Source organism: Candidatus Methylomirabilota bacterium, from assembly GCA_028870115.1.
Lineage (GTDB): Bacteria > Methylomirabilota > Methylomirabilia > Methylomirabilales > Methylomirabilaceae > Methylomirabilis.
Map to the genome: position 1 here is coordinate 26,494 of JAGWQH010000112.1, position 17,071 is coordinate 43,564.

General features: G+C 58.7%; 10 protein-coding genes, 6 tRNA genes and 2 rRNA genes. 4 read left to right on the forward strand and 14 right to left on the reverse strand.

Annotated features, from left to right (window positions below; translation table 11 throughout):
- Positions 1-35 precede the first annotated feature (35 nt).
- Positions 36-2,474 (reverse strand): transglycosylase domain-containing protein, encoded by a 2,439-nt coding sequence (locus KGL31_13810; GenBank protein MDE2322965.1) that lies wholly within the window; start codon positions 2,472-2,474, stop codon positions 36-38.
- Positions 2,475-2,831: 357 nt separating this feature from the next.
- Between KGL31_13810 and gltB the strand changes: the two genes are divergently transcribed.
- From gltB to KGL31_13830, 4 genes are all read left to right on the forward strand, one after another.
- Positions 2,832-7,421, forward strand: coding sequence for a glutamate synthase large subunit (gene gltB, locus KGL31_13815; GenBank protein ID MDE2322966.1), 4,590 nt, complete (start codon positions 2,832-2,834; stop codon positions 7,419-7,421).
- A complete protein-coding gene (locus KGL31_13820) occupies positions 7,414-8,859 on the forward strand; it encodes a glutamate synthase subunit beta (protein ID MDE2322967.1) in 1,446 nt (481 codons plus the stop codon). The genes gltB and KGL31_13820 overlap by 8 nt, the downstream gene beginning before the upstream one ends.
- A gap of 297 nt (positions 8,860-9,156) precedes the next feature.
- Complete coding sequence (locus KGL31_13825; protein ID MDE2322968.1) at positions 9,157-10,866, forward strand: S8/S53 family peptidase; 1,710 nt, start codon at positions 9,157-9,159, stop codon at positions 10,864-10,866.
- Between the two features lie 161 nt (positions 10,867-11,027).
- Positions 11,028-11,570 carry a YqgE/AlgH family protein gene (locus tag KGL31_13830; protein MDE2322969.1) on the forward strand — a complete coding sequence of 181 codons (543 nt, stop codon included), beginning with the start codon at positions 11,028-11,030 and terminating at the stop codon, positions 11,568-11,570.
- Between the two features lie 97 nt (positions 11,571-11,667).
- Here KGL31_13830 and KGL31_13835 read toward each other — a convergent pair.
- The 13 genes from KGL31_13835 to KGL31_13895 all read right to left on the reverse strand — a co-directional run.
- Positions 11,668-11,743, reverse strand: a tRNA-Lys gene (locus KGL31_13835).
- 68 nt (positions 11,744-11,811) lie between these two features.
- Positions 11,812-11,888, reverse strand: a tRNA-Arg gene (locus KGL31_13840).
- Positions 11,889-12,001: 113 nt separating this feature from the next.
- Positions 12,002-12,078: transfer RNA gene (locus KGL31_13845), tRNA-Arg, on the reverse strand.
- Position 12,079: 1 nt separating this feature from the next.
- Positions 12,080-12,154 (reverse strand) — tRNA-His (locus tag KGL31_13850).
- Positions 12,155-12,203: 49 nt separating this feature from the next.
- A tRNA-Arg gene (locus KGL31_13855) sits at positions 12,204-12,281 on the reverse strand.
- Between the two features lie 22 nt (positions 12,282-12,303).
- Positions 12,304-12,380 (reverse strand) — tRNA-Pro (locus tag KGL31_13860).
- Between the two features lie 50 nt (positions 12,381-12,430).
- Positions 12,431-13,033: an RdgB/HAM1 family non-canonical purine NTP pyrophosphatase gene (rdgB, locus tag KGL31_13865; GenBank protein MDE2322970.1), complete on the reverse strand. Its 603-nt coding sequence runs from the start codon at positions 13,031-13,033 to the stop codon at positions 12,431-12,433.
- A gap of 36 nt (positions 13,034-13,069) precedes the next feature.
- Complete coding sequence (gene rph, locus KGL31_13870) at positions 13,070-13,807, reverse strand: ribonuclease PH (GenBank protein MDE2322971.1); 738 nt, start codon at positions 13,805-13,807, stop codon at positions 13,070-13,072.
- 35 nt (positions 13,808-13,842) lie between these two features.
- Positions 13,843-14,415, reverse strand: coding sequence for a GerMN domain-containing protein (locus tag KGL31_13875; protein ID MDE2322972.1), 573 nt, complete (start codon positions 14,413-14,415; stop codon positions 13,843-13,845).
- Positions 14,397-15,887 carry an N-acetylmuramoyl-L-alanine amidase gene (locus KGL31_13880; GenBank protein MDE2322973.1) on the reverse strand — a complete coding sequence of 497 codons (1,491 nt, stop codon included), beginning with the start codon at positions 15,885-15,887 and terminating at the stop codon, positions 14,397-14,399. Before KGL31_13880 ends, KGL31_13875 begins: the two co-directional genes overlap by 19 nt.
- A gap of 278 nt (positions 15,888-16,165) precedes the next feature.
- A 5S ribosomal RNA gene (gene rrf, locus KGL31_13885) occupies positions 16,166-16,282 on the reverse strand.
- 51 nt (positions 16,283-16,333) lie between these two features.
- The gene (locus KGL31_13890; protein MDE2322974.1) at positions 16,334-16,639 is read right to left on the reverse strand and encodes a helix-hairpin-helix domain-containing protein; all 306 of its coding nucleotides are present in this window, start codon (positions 16,637-16,639) and stop codon (positions 16,334-16,336) included.
- A 67-nt stretch (positions 16,640-16,706) separates the two neighbouring features.
- A 23S ribosomal RNA gene (locus KGL31_13895) occupies positions 16,707-17,071 on the reverse strand; the annotation flags it as partial.

Genomic DNA, 17,071 nt, shown 5'->3' on the forward strand with positions numbered 1-17,071 from the left:
CCCAGCGGGGAGAGGGGAGCAAAAAATTGTAAGAACTAGAAGTCATCTCGGTCGCCCGGAACTGTGTCTTCTTTCGTCATGTGTTCGGTGGCATGCGGAGTGCCCGCCTCCTCTTTCGGTATCACCAGAGGAGCAGGCGAAAGCGGCAGGGAGAACAGAAACGGTTTCTTCGGGTCCGTCGCCTCAGGAAATGTCTCTATGGGGCGGTTTTCGTAGACCGCCTTCATCGTCTTGATAAACACGGGCAGCGCATTACGGCCTCCGGTCTCTTGAACTTTAATCTTCCGGCCACCAGGCGTCTCTATGATCGTTTCCATGGGCAGTTTCTTTTCCCGTCCGATCCACACCGCCATGCAATAGGAAGGCGAACAGCCATAAAACCAGTTATCAGTGGTTTCCCCCTTCCCGTTGGTGGCGGTACCGGTCTTGCCCATCACCGGGAAATCCAGCTTAGGGATGCCCCGCCCCGGATCACCCGTGGTCACGAGTTTTCCTGTCCCATGCGTAAACTCGATGGGCGCACGAAGCCCACGGGTTATGGCCAGCACCAGCTTCTCAGCCTCCGATTTTGCGTCTGCCTCAATCTTGCGCCTTTCTTCGACTGTCAGTTCGCCGCTGGAGCCGCCTCGGACCTTTTCCAATTCAAGCCGCGCGGCCAACTCCTCCTCAACGATTTTCTGGAAGGCATTCTCAGGCTCTCTCGGCGTGCTGTCGTATACCACATCGCCGGATGGCTCTTCGATCTCCTCGATCGCGTAGGGCTCGACCCGGCTTCCCATGAGTCCGGCCAGGGCGACGGCCATATCAAGGGGCGAGACGTCAATCGAACCTATCGCAACCGTGAGCCCGGGATCGATTGTGTGCTCGGGAAGCCCGAACCGCTGGGCGACCTCTGGCGCAATGAGCGCGATCCCGTCTCGCTTGGCGCGTTCCGGATCTATCGTGGACAGGTGCATACCCAGTCGGGCCATGAGCCCGAGTATCTCCTCCTTGTAGACCAGTCTCGGCACCCGTGAGCCTCTGACGACCGCTCGAACGTCCCTCATCGCGCTCATGGTGCAGGCGTTTCGTGATTCGGCGAGGCAGCGGATCGGCTCGCTGATCCCGACATACCGCGCCAGTGATTCATAGGGGAAGTTCTGGATATGGTGCCTGCCCCGGCCACGGCCCATGGCAATCGAGAGCGCGGACTTGCCCTCCGCAACGCCATAGGAATCGTCCAACTGGCAGGGCCCCGAGCCCTGATCCTGACACGAAAGTCTCCCACCCTTCAGGATCCAGGTCGCATAGAAGAACGGTTTACAGGCTGATCCGCAGTGTCGCTTGATCTGGTTGAGCAAGTACTCGTTTTCCTGAAACGGTGGCTCCTGTGTAAACACCTTGAGCGCGCCGGTCCTGGCATCGATGAGGATGGCCACCCCTCGCAAATCCGTCAACGCGGGATTCCGAGCCTTCATGGCCCCCATCGACTCGTGCAGCGCATCCGCCGCCGCTCGCTGCCAGCCACAGTTGATGCTGGTGTGCACCTTAAGCCCTTGATCAACCAGTCGCGTCTTCTCAACGATCTGTCGACGAACAAATTCGGCGACATGGAGCGCTCTACATGGGTCAAGCTCTTGTCGCTGGGGGAGCGGCAGCTTTTGCCATGCTTCTGCCTGCACTTTAGTAATGACCTGCTCGCCGGCGAGTTGGTCGAGCACCCTTCCTCGAAGCCTCAACGCCGCTTTCGGGTTGATGAAAGGAGAATACTGCGGGGTCCGCCAGGTGCCGATCAGCATCGCAGCTTCTGCGATCGATAGTTCAGCCGGCTGCTTATGGAAGTAGTACTGACTGCACGCTTTGACGCCGTATCGCCCGTGTCCACAAAAGACATTGTTGAGGTACAGCTCGAGGATGTGTTTTCTGTCCACATGTCCCTCAAGCAGTATCGAGAACCACAGCTCTCTCCCCTTCCGCCATAATTTGGCGCTCACCGCCTTGGTTTCCTGCTCTTGTCGGCGTTCCTCTTCTGCAAACAGCATACGCGCGACCTGCTGGGTGATGGTCGATCCCCCCTGCTCGAGGCTCAGCGTTTTGAGATCCTGCCACAACGCCCGCAGGATACCGCGTCCGCTGACCGGTGTCAGCCGTTTCTCAAACGCTTTGTCTTCCGCCAGCACCGCGAGCGTTGGGAAGCGTCCCATCTCGCTCAGTGTGGCCATCTCACGGCAATAGGTGCAGTACTCTCTTAACGCTTCACCGTCCTCTGCGTACAGGACGCTCGTTTCACGGCGGTCCTGTATCCGCGAGAAATCGGGCCATGTGAAGAAACCATTCAGATACAGCGCAAGCAGCCCACCGGACACGATGGGAACGGAGAGAAGAAAAAGAGCCGACACAAATGGAGCGGCTGGCTGGGCGACCTTTTTCAATCCGCCCACCAATCCACGCCCATTTCTCACGGCAATGGTGAGCCGGGTGATATTCGCCTTCATGCCACTGCTCGCGACTATAAGCCATCTCGTAGTCATTGTATATATTATACAGCAATGCCCGTCGTTTTGAGATGTAAGACAAGCCGGTCTGTGAGAGTCCTCACGCCGAGCTCGCTCCATCTTCTGCGACTCCGCCACTTTCCGCTTGACAGCAGCATCGAAGAACGCTATCAAACTATGCCCGATCTGCTTGGGGTTCTCCGCCGCTAATTTTCCGCCTCGTCTTCCAGGAGACCCGCGAAGGAGAGGATTTCCTGTTGCTCGGTATGGCTGTATTTCACGTGACTTACCCATCGGTTTCGGCTATATTTAAACGCACATCATGGATCGACGATAAAAAGATAGAAGGAGAACTGTGTGACTGACCAGACGGATTTGGTGTCTGTGACCCCTTACGGAATCCCGCCCAGACAGGGCCTGTACGACCCGACCTGCGAGCATGACGCCTGCGGTGTGGGCTTCGTGGTGGATATTAAGGGACGCAAGTCCCACACCGTCATCCAGCAGTCGCTGACGGTCCTGAAGAACCTGCTGCACCGCGGCGCGTGCGGCTCCGAGCCGAACACGGGTGATGGGGCCGGCGTCCTTATTCAGATGCCCCACGCCTTTCTCGCCCGCGAGTGCGGGAAGATCGGGATCACCCTGCCCGCTCCGCGACACTACGGTGCCGGATTGGTTTTCCTTCCGACCGACCCTTCACAAGCCGCCAAATGCCAGGCAACCTTCGAGGAGATCATTCTGGAGGAAGGGCAGGCGCTGCTGGGATGGCGGGACGTGCCGACCGACGACTCGCCGATCGGCCCCAGCGCCAAGGCCGCCAAGCCGGCCTTCAAGCAGATCTTTATCGGCCGCAACCCGGCTATCCAGGACGACCGGTCGTTCGAGCGAAAGCTCTACATAATCCGCAAACAGGTCGAGCATATAGTCTATTCCTCGACTCTTGCGCAGCGAAAGCTCTTCTACGTCCCGAGCCTCTCCTCCAACACGCTGGTCTACAAGGGGATGCTGATAGGTGATCAGATCGAGACGATATTTCCAGATCTGACGGATCAGGCGGTCGAATCGGCGCTGGCGCTCGTTCACCAGCGCTTTTCCACCAATACCTTTCCCTCCTGGCCGCTGGGTCACCCTTATCGGTATATGGCGCACAACGGCGAGATCAACACGCTGCGCGGCAATATCAACTGGATGCGTGCCCGCGAAGCGTTGTGCCAGTCCGAACTGCTGCCGGACCTCAAAAAGATCTTCCCGATCGTGCTGGAGGGCGGGAGCGATTCGGCCATCTTCGACAACGTTCTGGAGTTTCTCGTAATGGCCGGCCGTCCCCTGCCCCACGCCATCCTTATGATGATCCCGGAGGCCTGGAGCGGCCACGAATCGATGAGCGACGAGCGTAAGGCGTTTTACGAGTACCACGGCTGCCTGATGGAGCCGTGGGACGGGCCGGCCTCCATCGCGTTCACCGACGGGACCGTGATCGGGGCAGTGCTGGACCGCAACGGACTGCGCCCGTCGCGCTACTACGTGACAAAGGACGGCCTCGTGGTCATGGCTTCCGAGGTGGGGGTGTTGGATATCGCGCCCGAGAATGTCCTGATCAAGGAGCGCCTGCACCCCGGCCGGATCTTCCTGGTCGATACCGCCCGGGGCCGGATCATCGACGACGCAGAACTCAAACACGCCTTTGCCGCCGAGCATCCCTACCGGGAGTGGCTGCAACAGCACCTGGTCCCATTGGAGGAGCTTCCCACGCCCCCGCATGTCCACGAGCCGGATCACGAGACCGTGCTGCAACGACAGCAGCTTTTTGGTTACACCCACGAGGACCTGCGTCTTTTGCTGGGTCCGATGGCGCTGAGGGGTGAGGAGCCTGTCGGCTCGATGGGAAATGACGCGGCGCTTGCCGTCCTTTCCAACCGACCTCGCCTGCTGTATGACTATTTCCAGCAGCTCTTCGCCCAGGTGACGAATCCGCCGCTGGACGCAATCCGGGAGGAATTGGTCACGCAGATGGCGACGACAATCGGTCCGGAGCGCAACCTGCTCAGGCCGGAACCTGAGAGTTGCCGGCAGATCAAGCTGAAGACACCGGTCCTGGATAACGAGGAGCTGGCGCGCATCCGTTATGTCGATCTGCCCGGCTTCAGATCGGTCACGCTGCCGATGCTGTTCCCGGTAGCCGAAGGCGGCAGCGGTCTTGAGCGGGCGCTGGAGGAGCTGTGCCGGAAGGCCAGCCAGGCCATTGCCGACGGCTACACCTTCCTCATCCTCTCCGACCGGGGCGTGTGTAAGGAACTGGCGCCGATCCCCGCCCTGCTGGCCACAGCCGGCGTCCATCACCATCTGGTCCGGGAAGGGACCCGAACGAGGGTCGGATTGGTTATAGAGAGCGGCGAGCCGCGCGAAGTCCACCACGCGGCGCTGCTGATCGGCTATGGCGCGGGGGCGATCAACCCGTACCTTGCCTTTGAGACGCTCGACGATATGATCCGAGAGGGGCTGCTGCCGGAACTGGACCACAAAAAGGCCGTCAAGCACTACATCAAGGCACTGAACAAGGGCGTCCTGAAGGTCATCTCCAAGATGGGGATCTCCACGATTCAGTCGTATCGCGGCGCCCAGATCTTCGAGGCGATCGGCCTGGACAAGGCGTTCGTAGACCGATGCTTCACCTGGACCGCGTCCCGAATCGGCGGCATCGGTATCGATGTCGTCGCCGAAGAGGTGATCCTCCGACACCGCCGCGCCTTCCCCAATCGACCCGTCGGCCAGCCTGATCTCGAGTGGGGCGGCGAATACCAGTGGCGGCGCGATGGCGAATCTCATCTCTTCAACCCCGAGACGATCTCCAAACTTCAGTACTCTACCCGTACCGGCCAGTACCCGATCTTTAAGGAGTATACAGAGCAGGTGAACGATCGTAACCGCAACCTGTGTACCCTTCGAGGGCTGTTCGACCTCAAGTTGGCCGAGCAGCCGATTCCACTGGAGGACGTCGAGTCTGTCGAATCGATCCTCAAGCGCTTTGCCACGGGGGCCATGTCGTACGGCTCGATCAGCCAGGAGGCGCACGAGACCCTCGCCATCGCGATGAACCGGCTTGGCGCCCGGTCTAATACCGGCGAGGGGGGCGAGGACCCGGCGCGCTTCACGCCGGACCCCAACGGCGACTGGCGTCGAAGCGCCATTAAGCAGGTCGCCTCCGGCCGCTTCGGTGTAACCAGCGAGTATCTGGTCAACGCCACCGACATTCAGATCAAGATGGCGCAGGGCAGCAAGCCCGGCGAGGGCGGACAGCTCCCCGGCGCCAAGGTCTCTCCATGGATCGCCAAGGTGCGGCACTCGACCCCTGGCGTAGGGTTGATTTCGCCGCCGCCACACCATGATATTTACTCCATCGAGGATCTCAAACAGCTCATCCATGACTTGAAGAATAGTAATCCAACTGCGCGAATTCACGTAAAACTTGTCGCAGAGGTTGGCGTCGGTACTATCGCGGCGGGGGTAGCCAAGGCGTTCTCCGATGTCGTACTGATCTCCGGGCACGATGGCGGCACCGGCGCCTCTCCGCTCAGCTCCATCAAGCACGCGGGGCTGCCGTGGGAGTTGGGGCTGGCCGAGACGCAGCAGGTGCTGGTGATGAACAAGCTCCGGGATCGAATCGTCGTCCAGGTCGATGGTCAGATGAAAACCGGACGCGACGTCGTCATCGCCGCACTGCTCGGCGCTGAAGAGTACGGTTTCTCCACGGCGCCGCTGGTGGTGATGGGTTGTATCATGATGCGCGTCTGTCACCTGAACACCTGCCCGGTCGGGGTCGCCACCCAGGATCCCGAGCTTCGGAAGAACTTCACCGGCAAGCCCGAGTACGTCGAAAACTTCTTCCGCTTCATCGCCAGGGAGGTGCGCGAGTTGATGGCACAGCTCGGATTCCGCACTATGGACGAGATGATCGGCCGCATGGACAGGCTGGAGATGAAGCAGGCGGTGGACCACTGGAAGGCGCGCGGGCTCGACTACTCATCAATCTTGTACCGCCCGGAGGTGGGATCCGAGGTAGCCATCCGCAAGGTGCGGGAGCAGAATCACGGGCTGGAGCTGTCGCTGGACAGGACGACGCTCGTCCCGCGCTGCCGGCCTGCACTGGAACGGCGCGAGCCGGTGGAACTGCATCTGCCTATTCGGAACGTCAACCGCACCGTGGGCACCATCCTAGGTTACGAGGTGACTCACCGCTATGGAGGCGAAGGACTGCCCGACGACACGATCCGGATCCACTTCACTGGTGCTGCCGGGCAAAGCTTCGGCGCCTTTATCCCTCAAGGCATCACGTTGATCCTGGAGGGCGATGCCAACGACTACCTGGGGAAGGGTCTCTCGGGCGGTAAGATTATTGTATTCCCGCCGCGCGAGGCGACGTTCACCCCGGAGGAGAATATCCTGGTCGGCAATGTGGTGTTGTATGGCGCGACGAGGGGTGAGGTCTACCTTCGCGGGCTCGCGGGCGAGCGGTTCGCGGTGCGTAACAGCGGCGCGCATGCGGTGGTGGAGGGGGTCGGCGATCACGGCTGTGAGTATATGACCGGCGGCCGCGTCGTCGTCATCGGCGGCACCGGACGCAACTTTGCCGCCGGTATGTCCGGCGGCGTCGCATACGTGCTGGACGAGGCCGGCGACTTCAAAAACCGATGCAATCTGAGTATGGTTGATATTGAGCCGCTGGGCGCAGAAGAGGATATCGAGGAGGTCCAAGAGTTGCTGAACCGCCATCTCCACTATACCGGCAGCGCGGTGGCTGATCGGATTCTGAAACACTGGCAGGCAATAGAGGCAAAGTTCGTCAAGGTCATACCCAAAGACTACAAACGGGCGATGAAAGCGCTCAAACGGGCCGAGCTCGAAGGGATCCCATGGGAGCAGGCGGTGATGGTGGGTGCCCATGGGTAAGCCGACCGGTTTCATCGAATTCAAGCGCGAAAAACAGCCGTACCGGCCTGTCGAGGAGCGGATCCACGACTGGAAGCAGGTCATGCTGCCGTGGCCGACGGAGACGCTGAGACGGCAGGGGGCGCGCTGTATGGATTGCGGCATCCCGTTCTGCCATCGCGGCTGCCCGCTTGGCAATATCATCCCGGACTGGAACGATCTGGTCTACCGCGACCGATGGCGGGACGCCATCGAGCGTTTGCATGCGACGAACAACTTCCCCGAGTTTACCGGGACCGCCTGCCCAGCACCATGCGAAGGATCGTGCGTCCTCGGTATCAACAACGATCCGGTGACGATCAAGGCGATCGAACTGGCCATCATCGAACATGCCTTTAAGGCAGAATGGATCAGGCCGGAGCCCCCCGCCGTGCGCACCGGTAAGAAGGTCGCCGTGGTCGGCTCAGGCCCGGCAGGACTTGCCGCGGCCCAGCAGCTCAACCGCGCCGGTCACTGGGTCACGGTCTTCGAGCGGGCCGACCGGATTGGCGGTCTGTTGCGCTACGGGATCCCGGAGTTTAAACTGGAGAAGCGGGTCCTGGACCGTCGGCTGGACCAGCTTCAGAAGGAGGAGATCCAGTTTCGGGTCAACGCGAACGTAGGGATGAATGTGCCCGTTGAAGAGCTGCGGCGAGAGTTCGATGCGATCCTGCTCGCCGGAGGCGCCACGGCGCCGCGCGACCTCAAGATCCCCGGACGCGAACTGCGTGGTATCCACTTCGCGATGGAGTATCTCACCCTTCAGAACCGGCGATGCCAGGGCGAGGTCATCCCTGACGAGGCGTTCATTACGGCTAACGGAAAGCGTGTGGTCATCATCGGCGGCGGCGATACCGGCGCCGACTGTCTCGGGACCGCCCACCGGCAAGAGGCCCTCTCCGTTTACCAGTTTGAGCTACTCCCGCGTCCGCCAGACACCCGCGCGCCGGAGAACCCATGGCCGCAGTGGCCCGTCGTCCTCAGAACCTCGTCCGCTCATGAAGAGGGCGGCAATCGGGAGTTCTCGATCTCCACCACGAGCTTCTCAGGAGAAAATGGGCAGGTTCAGAAGCTGCACGCCCATCGGGTCGAGATGACGACCGAAAACGGCCGGATGAGCTTCAAGCCGATTCCGAGCACCGAGTTCGAGATGGAGGTCGATCTCGTCCTGCTGGCCATGGGATTTCTGGGTCCAGAGCGCAATGGGCTACTGAACGAACTCGGCGTACGACTCACCGAGCGCGGCAGCGTCTGGCGGGATGAGAGCTGGATGACCAGCGTGTCGGGCGTCTTCACGGCGGGCGACATGCAGCGCGGTCAGTCGCTGATCGTCTGGGCTATTGCCGAGGGCCGCAGCGCTGCCCGCGGTATCGACCAATACCTGATGGGCCGCTCCGACCTCCCCGCGCCCCTCTCATAAGCTCACCGCACTTCTACTCGCCCGAAAAAGTTTCTTAAGAGCGTCCGTAGTTGGCTTAGCAGCGCCCCTTTTCGTCAGCCCATTGCCACTCCAGGTCAACGTGAGGGTTTTGCTCGCTCAATGGTCTGCGCAACACGCCTCCATTCTCATCCCAAATCAGATCATGCGCATGGTACAAATATTGCTTACTCCCTATGGATACATTATTTTTTACATTTACGCCGATATCAAATAGAGTGTACTCGTGACATCGCTCACGCGACTCTGTCGGCTTCCTTTAACCTCAAGGAGGATCTCATGAACACGGGAATCGCTCTTGGGAAACAGACGCGTTGGTTATCTATCCTCATCGTGGTAGTTGCTCTGATTACCTCATGGGCTCCGTGGGTCCGGGCCCAATCTGAGACGATCACCCTTCCACAGCACATACACCCCGCCCTGAAGCACCTTATCTTCGAAGGTCGGGCCGATCGCGCCCACGTCCTCGATCTTGTCGTGGGTCTCTCGCTTCGGAATCAGCCGATCCTGGATGCGATCCTCGCCGCCCAGCACGATCCATCCTCACCCTGGTTCCACCGATGGTTAAGCCCCGACGAGTTTGGCGCCTGGTTCGGTCCTACCGAGCAGGCTCATGGCAACGTCATCAAATGGCTCCAGTCGCATGGTCTTACGGTCACCCAGACGTGGCCTAATCGCCTCATCATCAACGCCCGCGGCTCCGTCGCTCAGGTCGAAGCAGCTCTCGGCGTCTCTATCAACCGCTACCGCCGCAACGACCAGCTCTTTTATGCTAACGCCCGGGATCCTCAAGTTCCAGCCGAACTCGCGGGTATCATCAGCTCTATCCAGGGACTTGAAGATCTGAGCCAGCTTACGCCTCATCTGAATGCCATCCCCTACACGCCTTCTGAAGCAACCGGTAACGTACTGCCTCACCTGAAACTTGGCAGCACAACGCTCTTCGGCCCGAAAGACCTCTACGCGGCGTATAACTTCACTCCCCTCTTTAACGCCGGATCTACCGGCGCGAGCCAGAAGATAGCGATCGCCACGGCCTACACTTTCAAGGTCGCGGATATCAACAGCTTCGAGCAGAACTCCGGTCTTCCTAAGAGTCCCAGTAGCCGTTTCCAATGGTATTTCCCAACAGGAATGACAACCACACTTGGCGACGAGACGACGTTGGACGTGGAATGGTCCAGCGCCATGGCTCCTGGCGCCAAGATCCAGGGCGTCATCGGGAAGAACGCGCTCCTCTCGACCTTCACAACGGTCTACAACTATATCGTCACAAACTCGAGTCTCTCCTCTACGCGCGTTGTCAGCACAAGCTGGGGGCTCTGCGAAACACAAATGCCACGCGCTACTATGACGACCGATAACAACATCTTCAAGCAAGGCACCGCCCAGGGACAGAGCTGGTTTGCCGCTTCCGGTGATGGGGGGGCCGACGACTGCGGCAATGGTGGGACCACACCGGAGGTCGATTTTCCGGCCTCAAGCCCGTTCGTCACCGCTGTCGGCGGTACGACCCTGACCACACCTTTTAACAGCTCCGGAACCGCCACAGGCTATGGCAGCGAGACGGCCTGGAGCGGCAGTGGCGGCGGGAAGAGCATGATCTTCGGCAAGCCAAGTTATCAGAACGACGTGACCCCGGCAGACGGGGGACGCGATGTGCCGGATGTGAGTCTGGAAGCCGGCCCTACCCCCGGCAACCTGCTCGTCTATAATGGCCGTCTTTACCGCGCCTGGGGAACCAGCCTGGCGGCCCCTCAATGGGCAGGACTCTTCGCGATTGTAAATCAACGCAAGAGTGGCGCTGGACTCGGCAACGCTAATCCAAGACTGTACGGTCTTGGCGTGATTGTACCCAATGACTTCCATGACGTGACGATAGGGAATAACAGCAGCGGAACAACCGCTGGGTTCTCAGCCGGTCCTGGGTACGATCAAGTCACCGGCTGGGGCTCATACAACGCCTATCAGCTTGCGATCAGCTACTGATTGATTTCCGCGCATGAGATCAGACCGACGCGAGGGGAACAGCAGACATGCCTCGTCTTGCTAAGATCGGCTCCATCCTGTGGCTTCTTTTGGGCCTGGCAGCTATTGCGGGGCTACTGACATCGGAACCAGGTCCGTCGAGCGCAAGCATCGCATCCAGGATGGCCGCTGCCGCCCAGTCCCCTGCGCTCGCCGGTCAGCTTCTGGTTGCCAGAGATGACCTTCGAGACCCGCGATTCTTCCGCTCCGTGGTCTATGTCGTTCACCATGACGCGGGAGGAGCGATGGGTCTCATCCTGAACAGGCCGATCGGGGAAGTGCCCCTGTCCGAACTACTAGAACAGGCCGGGTTAGAAGGCACAGGAGTCAAAGGGAAGATTCGCGTACACTTTGGAGGACCGGTAGAGCCGGACCGGGGATTCGTCCTGCATACCGCGGACTACAAGAGCGAGGGTACTAAGGTCGTCAAGGCTGGTATCGCCGTAACGGCACGGCCCGAGATCCTCCTGGCCATGGGTACCAGGACCGGTCCGCGCAAGAGCCTCTTTGCATTAGGCTATGCCGGTTGGGCGCCCGGCCAGCTCGAGGCAGAAATCAAGGCAGGCGCTTGGGAGATCGTCACGGCCGACGAAACGCTCGTGTTTGATGAGAACGCCGAGACGAAGTGGGAGCGCGCCATGGCCCGACGGACGATTCGCCTCTGATTGTCACGGTAGGACCAATATCCTGTTAACCATGGCCTCGCTGCACTCGACCATGACAATTAACCGGATCGAATGCGGCGCCTACCATCTATATCGTTGGTGGGCCGTATAGGACTCGAACCTATGACCCGCTGATTAAGAGTCAGCTGCTCTACCAACTGAGCTAACGGCCCGTCTAGAAAAACAGCCTTTCCTGCTGACCACTAATCGCTAGTCACTGATCTAGTGATCACTACCAACGTGGCGCGCCCAGGGAGACTCGAACTCCCGACCTACTGCTTAGAAGGCAGCCGCTCTGTCCGGCTGAGCTATGGGCGCAGCAGAACAGGGCATAAGGTAAAGCGGCTAGGGTTTAGAAAATACAACAAATCGGCGAACTGTCGGATTGTCATTCTCAAACCCCATACCCTACACCCTAACCCTGTATTTTGTGGCGCGCCCAGGGAGACTCGAACTCCCGACCTACGGATTCGAAGTCCGGCGCTCTGTCCAACTGAGCTATGGGCGCGTGGGGTGAACGGAGGGACTCGAACCCTCAACCCCTGGAGCCACAGTCCAGTGCTCTGCCATTGAGCTACGCTCACCATACCATTCCCATATCGTCTACTCTTTAAACCCTGGACTTTGTATTTCTGGCGCGCCTGGCCCGATTTGAACGGGCGACACACGGCTCCGGAGGCCGTTGCTCTGTCCGGGCTGAGCTACAGGCGCGAACATCTTACACCTTTTTGTGTGGTCGGGGCGAGAGGATTTGAACCTCCGACTCCCTGCTCCCAAAGCAGGTGCGCTACCAGGCTGCGCCACGCCCCGCTCTGCATCTTTTCCAACTCCAGTCGCCAAGAGGTCAATCTCCGATCAGCTCATGCTGCGGCAAGGGAGAGGCGTTGCAAATACGGTTTCATATTCTCGAGGGCCCGCGCGCGATGGCTGATTCTATTCTTGACCTCCGGTGGAAGCGAGGCCATCGTCACACCAAGGTCTGGAACGATGAAAATAGGATCATAGCCGAACCCGCTATTGCCGCTCAGAGATTCGGCGATGATCCCGTCGCAACTTCCATGAGAAAGCGTTAACTCTCCTCCGGGGCCGGCCACGGCCGCCACACACTGAAAACGAGCCCGCCGTCGTACGAGCGGTATCCCTTTCAGCAACTCAAGGATCCGCTGGTTACGCTCCAGATCAGTGGCCGTCAGGCCGAGGTACCGGCCGGAGTGAGCCCCGGGCTGTCCTCCAAGGGCTTCCACCTCGATGCCGGAATCATCCGCAAGAGCCCAACAACCACTGAACGCTGCAACCGCCTGAGCCTTAGCAGCAGCGTTCTCAGCGTACGTAGCGCCGGACTCGACCGGCGGTATATACCCGTGAAGCGAGGCAAGCGATAAAAAAGAAATCCTCAGCTCGCTGAGGATGGTCACGATTTCCCGAATTTTTCCCGCGTTTGCCGTCGCCAAGACCAACTGCATTCTAGAAACCTCGCCCCCCGATGTCAAGCTACATCTTCACATCTTGAGACCGTTAATCTCAGCCCCCAGAAGTTGACGTTGAAGGTCAACAAGCTTGTCGATGCCTTGCGTCGCCAAGTGAAGCATCTGGTCCAACTGGGTCTTGTCGAAGGGAACCTCCTCGGCGGTTCCCTGAACCTCGACGAATCTCTTGGAGCCCGTCATCACGATATTCATATCCACATCAGCCATCGAGTCCTCTGCATAGTTGAGGTCCAGCAAGAGTTCCCCCTCCACATACCCGACGCTCACGCCAGCTACGAAATCTTTCAGAAGCGGTCCCTTGAGTTGGCCGTTCTCTTGAAGACGAAAGAGCGCATCGGCCATCGCGACAAAGGCTCCTGTGATGGCCGTGGTTCGAGTCCCTCCGTCAGCCTGGATTACGTCACAATCGACCAGCACGGTGCGCTCCCCGAGTCGCGTGAGATCGATCACCGCTCGCAGGGATCGGCCAATGAGACGCTGAATCTCGAATGTCCGACCGCTGGCCCTCCCGGTTGCACTTTCCCGTGGAGTCCTCGTCTTCGTCGCGCGGGGAAGCATCCCATATTCCGCCGTGACCCATCCTTGACCGGTTGCGCGCAGGAACAGTGGAACCTTCTCCTCCACCGTAGCTGTGCAGAGGACTCTGGTCTCGCCGACCTCAATGAGCAGTGACCCCTCGGCATGCTTGAGATAGCCGCGGTCCACCTTCAACGGCCTGATCTCGTCCATCTTTCGACCATCACTCCTCACAGGCTCTCCTTTCGCGCGTTCGCCTACCCGCCATCTCAAAAGACGTACTGGGGAGGCAAGGCCATTCGTGTATCAACGTGTCCTGCTAATGTGGAAATCTCGGCCCCCTCTATAAGGATCTGCACACGCGTAATCTGGGCAAAGTTCGAGGCGAGCGTATTGACAATCGAGAATACGGTATAGAGCTCCTCTTGAGCACCTCCCGGCAGACCATCCCGAAACCCCTGATTGAAATCGACGTACGCAGTTCCGGAGGAATCAATAAACAGGTTAAGAAGCTTGGTTCCCGGAGAGACTGTCGGCACGAGGTCGCCACCCTTCGGTCCTTTTACCAGCTCGGTCAAGGTCCGTCTGGCATCCTCTGTCGTCGTCCCACTTTCTATCTCTCTGTTCTCCTCGCGGAAAGAGTAGCCCTCACGGGCTAAAAAGAAGAGCGTCACGCTCTTCTTTGCACGTTCAAACGCCGGCTTCCTTGTCTCTAAGGCAGTACGTTGGGCAGCGGGTCTGTTCACTGTGACCGATCTGGTACCCCAAAGAGCGATCGCGCCGACGGTCACCACCAGCAAGGCGATCAAGACAACCGCAGTCTTCATCTGACGACAGGCGATGGCGCGGACATTGACCCCACCCGTTTTTCATACCGTGTCTTGAACTTGGCGATACCGTTCAGCAGAGCCAGTGCGACCCGTTGTCGATATGTCTCCTGCTCAAGTTTTTGCTCTTCCTCCGGGTTCGTGATAAAGGCCACCTCTACGAGGACCGATGGCATCGCCGCCCCGATCAGAACAAAGAAAGGCGCCGACTTGACCCCGCGATTATCCACCTTGAGATTCTGCCCGAGTTCGTTCAGAAGCAGCTCCGCCAACTCACTGGATTCTCTGACATAGAACGTTTGAGCCAGATCCCAAAGAACGGTTTTCAGACCTCGCTGCGCGTCCTGACCGACGCCCTCAAGGTTGAGGGCTGTGTTCTCTCTGACAGCAGAAGCCCTTGCACCACGATCCGATGGTTCACGGCTCAAGAAATAGGTCTCAAAGCCGACAGCGCGACTTCTGGGAGCTGCATTGACGTGCAAACTGATAAAAAAATCGGCTCGGTGTCGATTGGCAATCATTGTCCGATTCTCTAGCGGGACAAAGACATCCTCCGTCCGAGTCATGATGACCTTCATCCCGAGATTCTCTTCGATCAGTTGCCGTAACCTGATACCGATATCCAGAACGATATCTTTCTCCTTTGCTCCTGACTGGCCGATGGCACCAGAATCTCTTCCTCCATGGCCGGGATCGATCACCACCGTCTTGACGAACTGTCGCGACAACAATAGGTCAGAGGGCTCAGTCGACTCGACACCTCGAGCCACCGGTTTCAGCTTATCTGCTCGTTCAGGTGTCGTCTTCGTTACGGTCTCGGCTTGTCGCGAACTACGCTCTGGCCCTTCGCGAGGAAAGAGATCGATTACAATCCGATCAGGTCGTTCCAACGCAAAGACTTTGCTCCGTAAACGGCGCTCTGCTCCGTGGATTGTAATCCGGCTGTCGTTATCAAGCTGCTGTATTTCGATGGAGGCCACAAGACCGTCAGGCACCTGGCTCGATCGGATTGAGGGGCTTACGATCCCTCGCTTCAGCTCCAGCACAACTCGTCCTGATGCGCCATCCTCTCTAAGAACGAAATCGTGCGGTCGGGTTTCTTCCACGACAACCCGCGTGTGATCAGGGTATGCACGTACTCGTAAAAGACGTACCGAGTATGCCCTTTCACCGATCCGCGCTACCCGCGTCTCAGGATCCCAATTTACATAGTTTTCACCGTACCGCGCACCCAGCGCAATCGGCAGCAACTCGAGCGGCACGATAATGCCGCCTCCAAATCGGCGAGGCGACTCGGACAGCACAACAACGCTTTTTCCCACTCGAACCTTCTGAGAGCCTACTGTCAATACAAGGGAAGAGCTCCCAAGCTGAATCCGCACGGTTCCACGCGTCCGTGCCAGTATCGGAGGATTTCCTACAACCTTGGCCAGGCTCTTCAGTGACAGATATTCTGCGCCATGGATCTGAACAGATGGAAGAGTCACCCGTTCCTCTTTCAGATACAACGTCACTTGGGCGCCCTCTGCCCAGGACAAGAGGGCCGCCGTAACCACGAATCCCCAAAACAGAACGGCTGACCCTACCAATAATTGGTGAACCCGGCTCTTCCACCTCACACCGATCCCCTCATCCGTTGTCGCAACAGGCAAATCGGTAGCCTGCCTGATCTCGCAATGATCCGCTCGTCAGGTTATCAAGAACGAGCCACCACGCACAAAAACGAGAAGCCCACACGGCCTTCCGTATGGGCTTCTCAATTAAATCCTGGCGGCGACCTACTCTCCCGCGCAGTTGCCCACGCAGTACCATCGGCGCTGGAGGACTTCACTTCCGTGTTCGGAATGGGAACGGGTGTTTCCCCTCCGCTATGGCCACCAGGAATGCTTCATAAGCTTTCCGGATCTTTCACGTTTATAATCGAACTCACAACCTACGGCATCGAGTTTCCTGCCTGAGTCGGATTTACGCGAATTCGCTCCTTGATTCTAGCGAACTCTTTTCGACCCAACACCTTTCTGGAGATTAACTCGTCAAGCTTATGGTATGGCCGGTGCTGAAGAACTCGCTCCGCCAGCTCTGGGCCCATCCCAGGGAGCTGCTTAAGTTCCCGAATCGACGCCGAGTTAAGATCAACCTTATACGGTGTCGACTTGATCGCGGTAGTGCTTTCCTCGGCCGCTACGTTCCGTCCAGACCCGTACCAAGCTGTCATAGTGACGAAGGCCGTAAAGACCATCGTCATCCCCGCGATCATAAGCGCGATCTTCTTCATCACCGAGAATCCAATACAGAGAAAAAAAATTGGGGTCAAGCCGCACGACCGATTAGTACCAGTAGGCTGAGCGCATTCCTGCGCTTACACGTCTGGCCTATCAACCTTGTGATCTACAAGGGGTCTTCAGGGGCTTACGCCCGGGAGATCTCATCTTGGGGTGGGCTTCGCACTTAGATGCTTTCAGCGTTTATCCCTTCCGAACATAGCTACCCAGCGATGCCCTTGGCAGAACAACTGGCACACTAGAGGTTCGTCCATCCCGGTCCTCTCGTACTAAGGACAGCTCCCTTCAAATTTCCTTCGCCTGCGACGGATAGGGACCGAACTGTCTCACGACGTTCTGAACCCAGCTCGCGTGCCGCTTTAATGGGCGAACAGCCCAACCCTTGGGAC

What these genes read in the sequence shown, in the direction of transcription:
- KGL31_13825 (MDE2322968.1), top strand. Translation starts at nt 9,157, where the DNA reads ATGAACACGGGAATCGCTCTTGGGAAACAGACGCGTTGGTTATCTATC.
- KGL31_13820 (MDE2322967.1), top strand. Translation starts at nt 7,414, where the DNA reads ATGGGTAAGCCGACCGGTTTCATCGAATTCAAGCGCGAAAAACAGCCG.
- KGL31_13890 (MDE2322974.1), bottom strand. Translation starts at nt 16,639, where the DNA reads ATGGTCTTTACGGCCTTCGTCACTATGACAGCTTGGTACGGGTCTGGA.
- rdgB (MDE2322970.1), bottom strand. Translation starts at nt 13,033, where the DNA reads ATGCAGTTGGTCTTGGCGACGGCAAACGCGGGAAAAATTCGGGAAATC.
- KGL31_13810 (MDE2322965.1), bottom strand. Translation starts at nt 2,474, where the DNA reads ATGAAGGCGAATATCACCCGGCTCACCATTGCCGTGAGAAATGGGCGT.
- KGL31_13830 (MDE2322969.1), top strand. Translation starts at nt 11,028, where the DNA reads ATGGCCGCTGCCGCCCAGTCCCCTGCGCTCGCCGGTCAGCTTCTGGTT.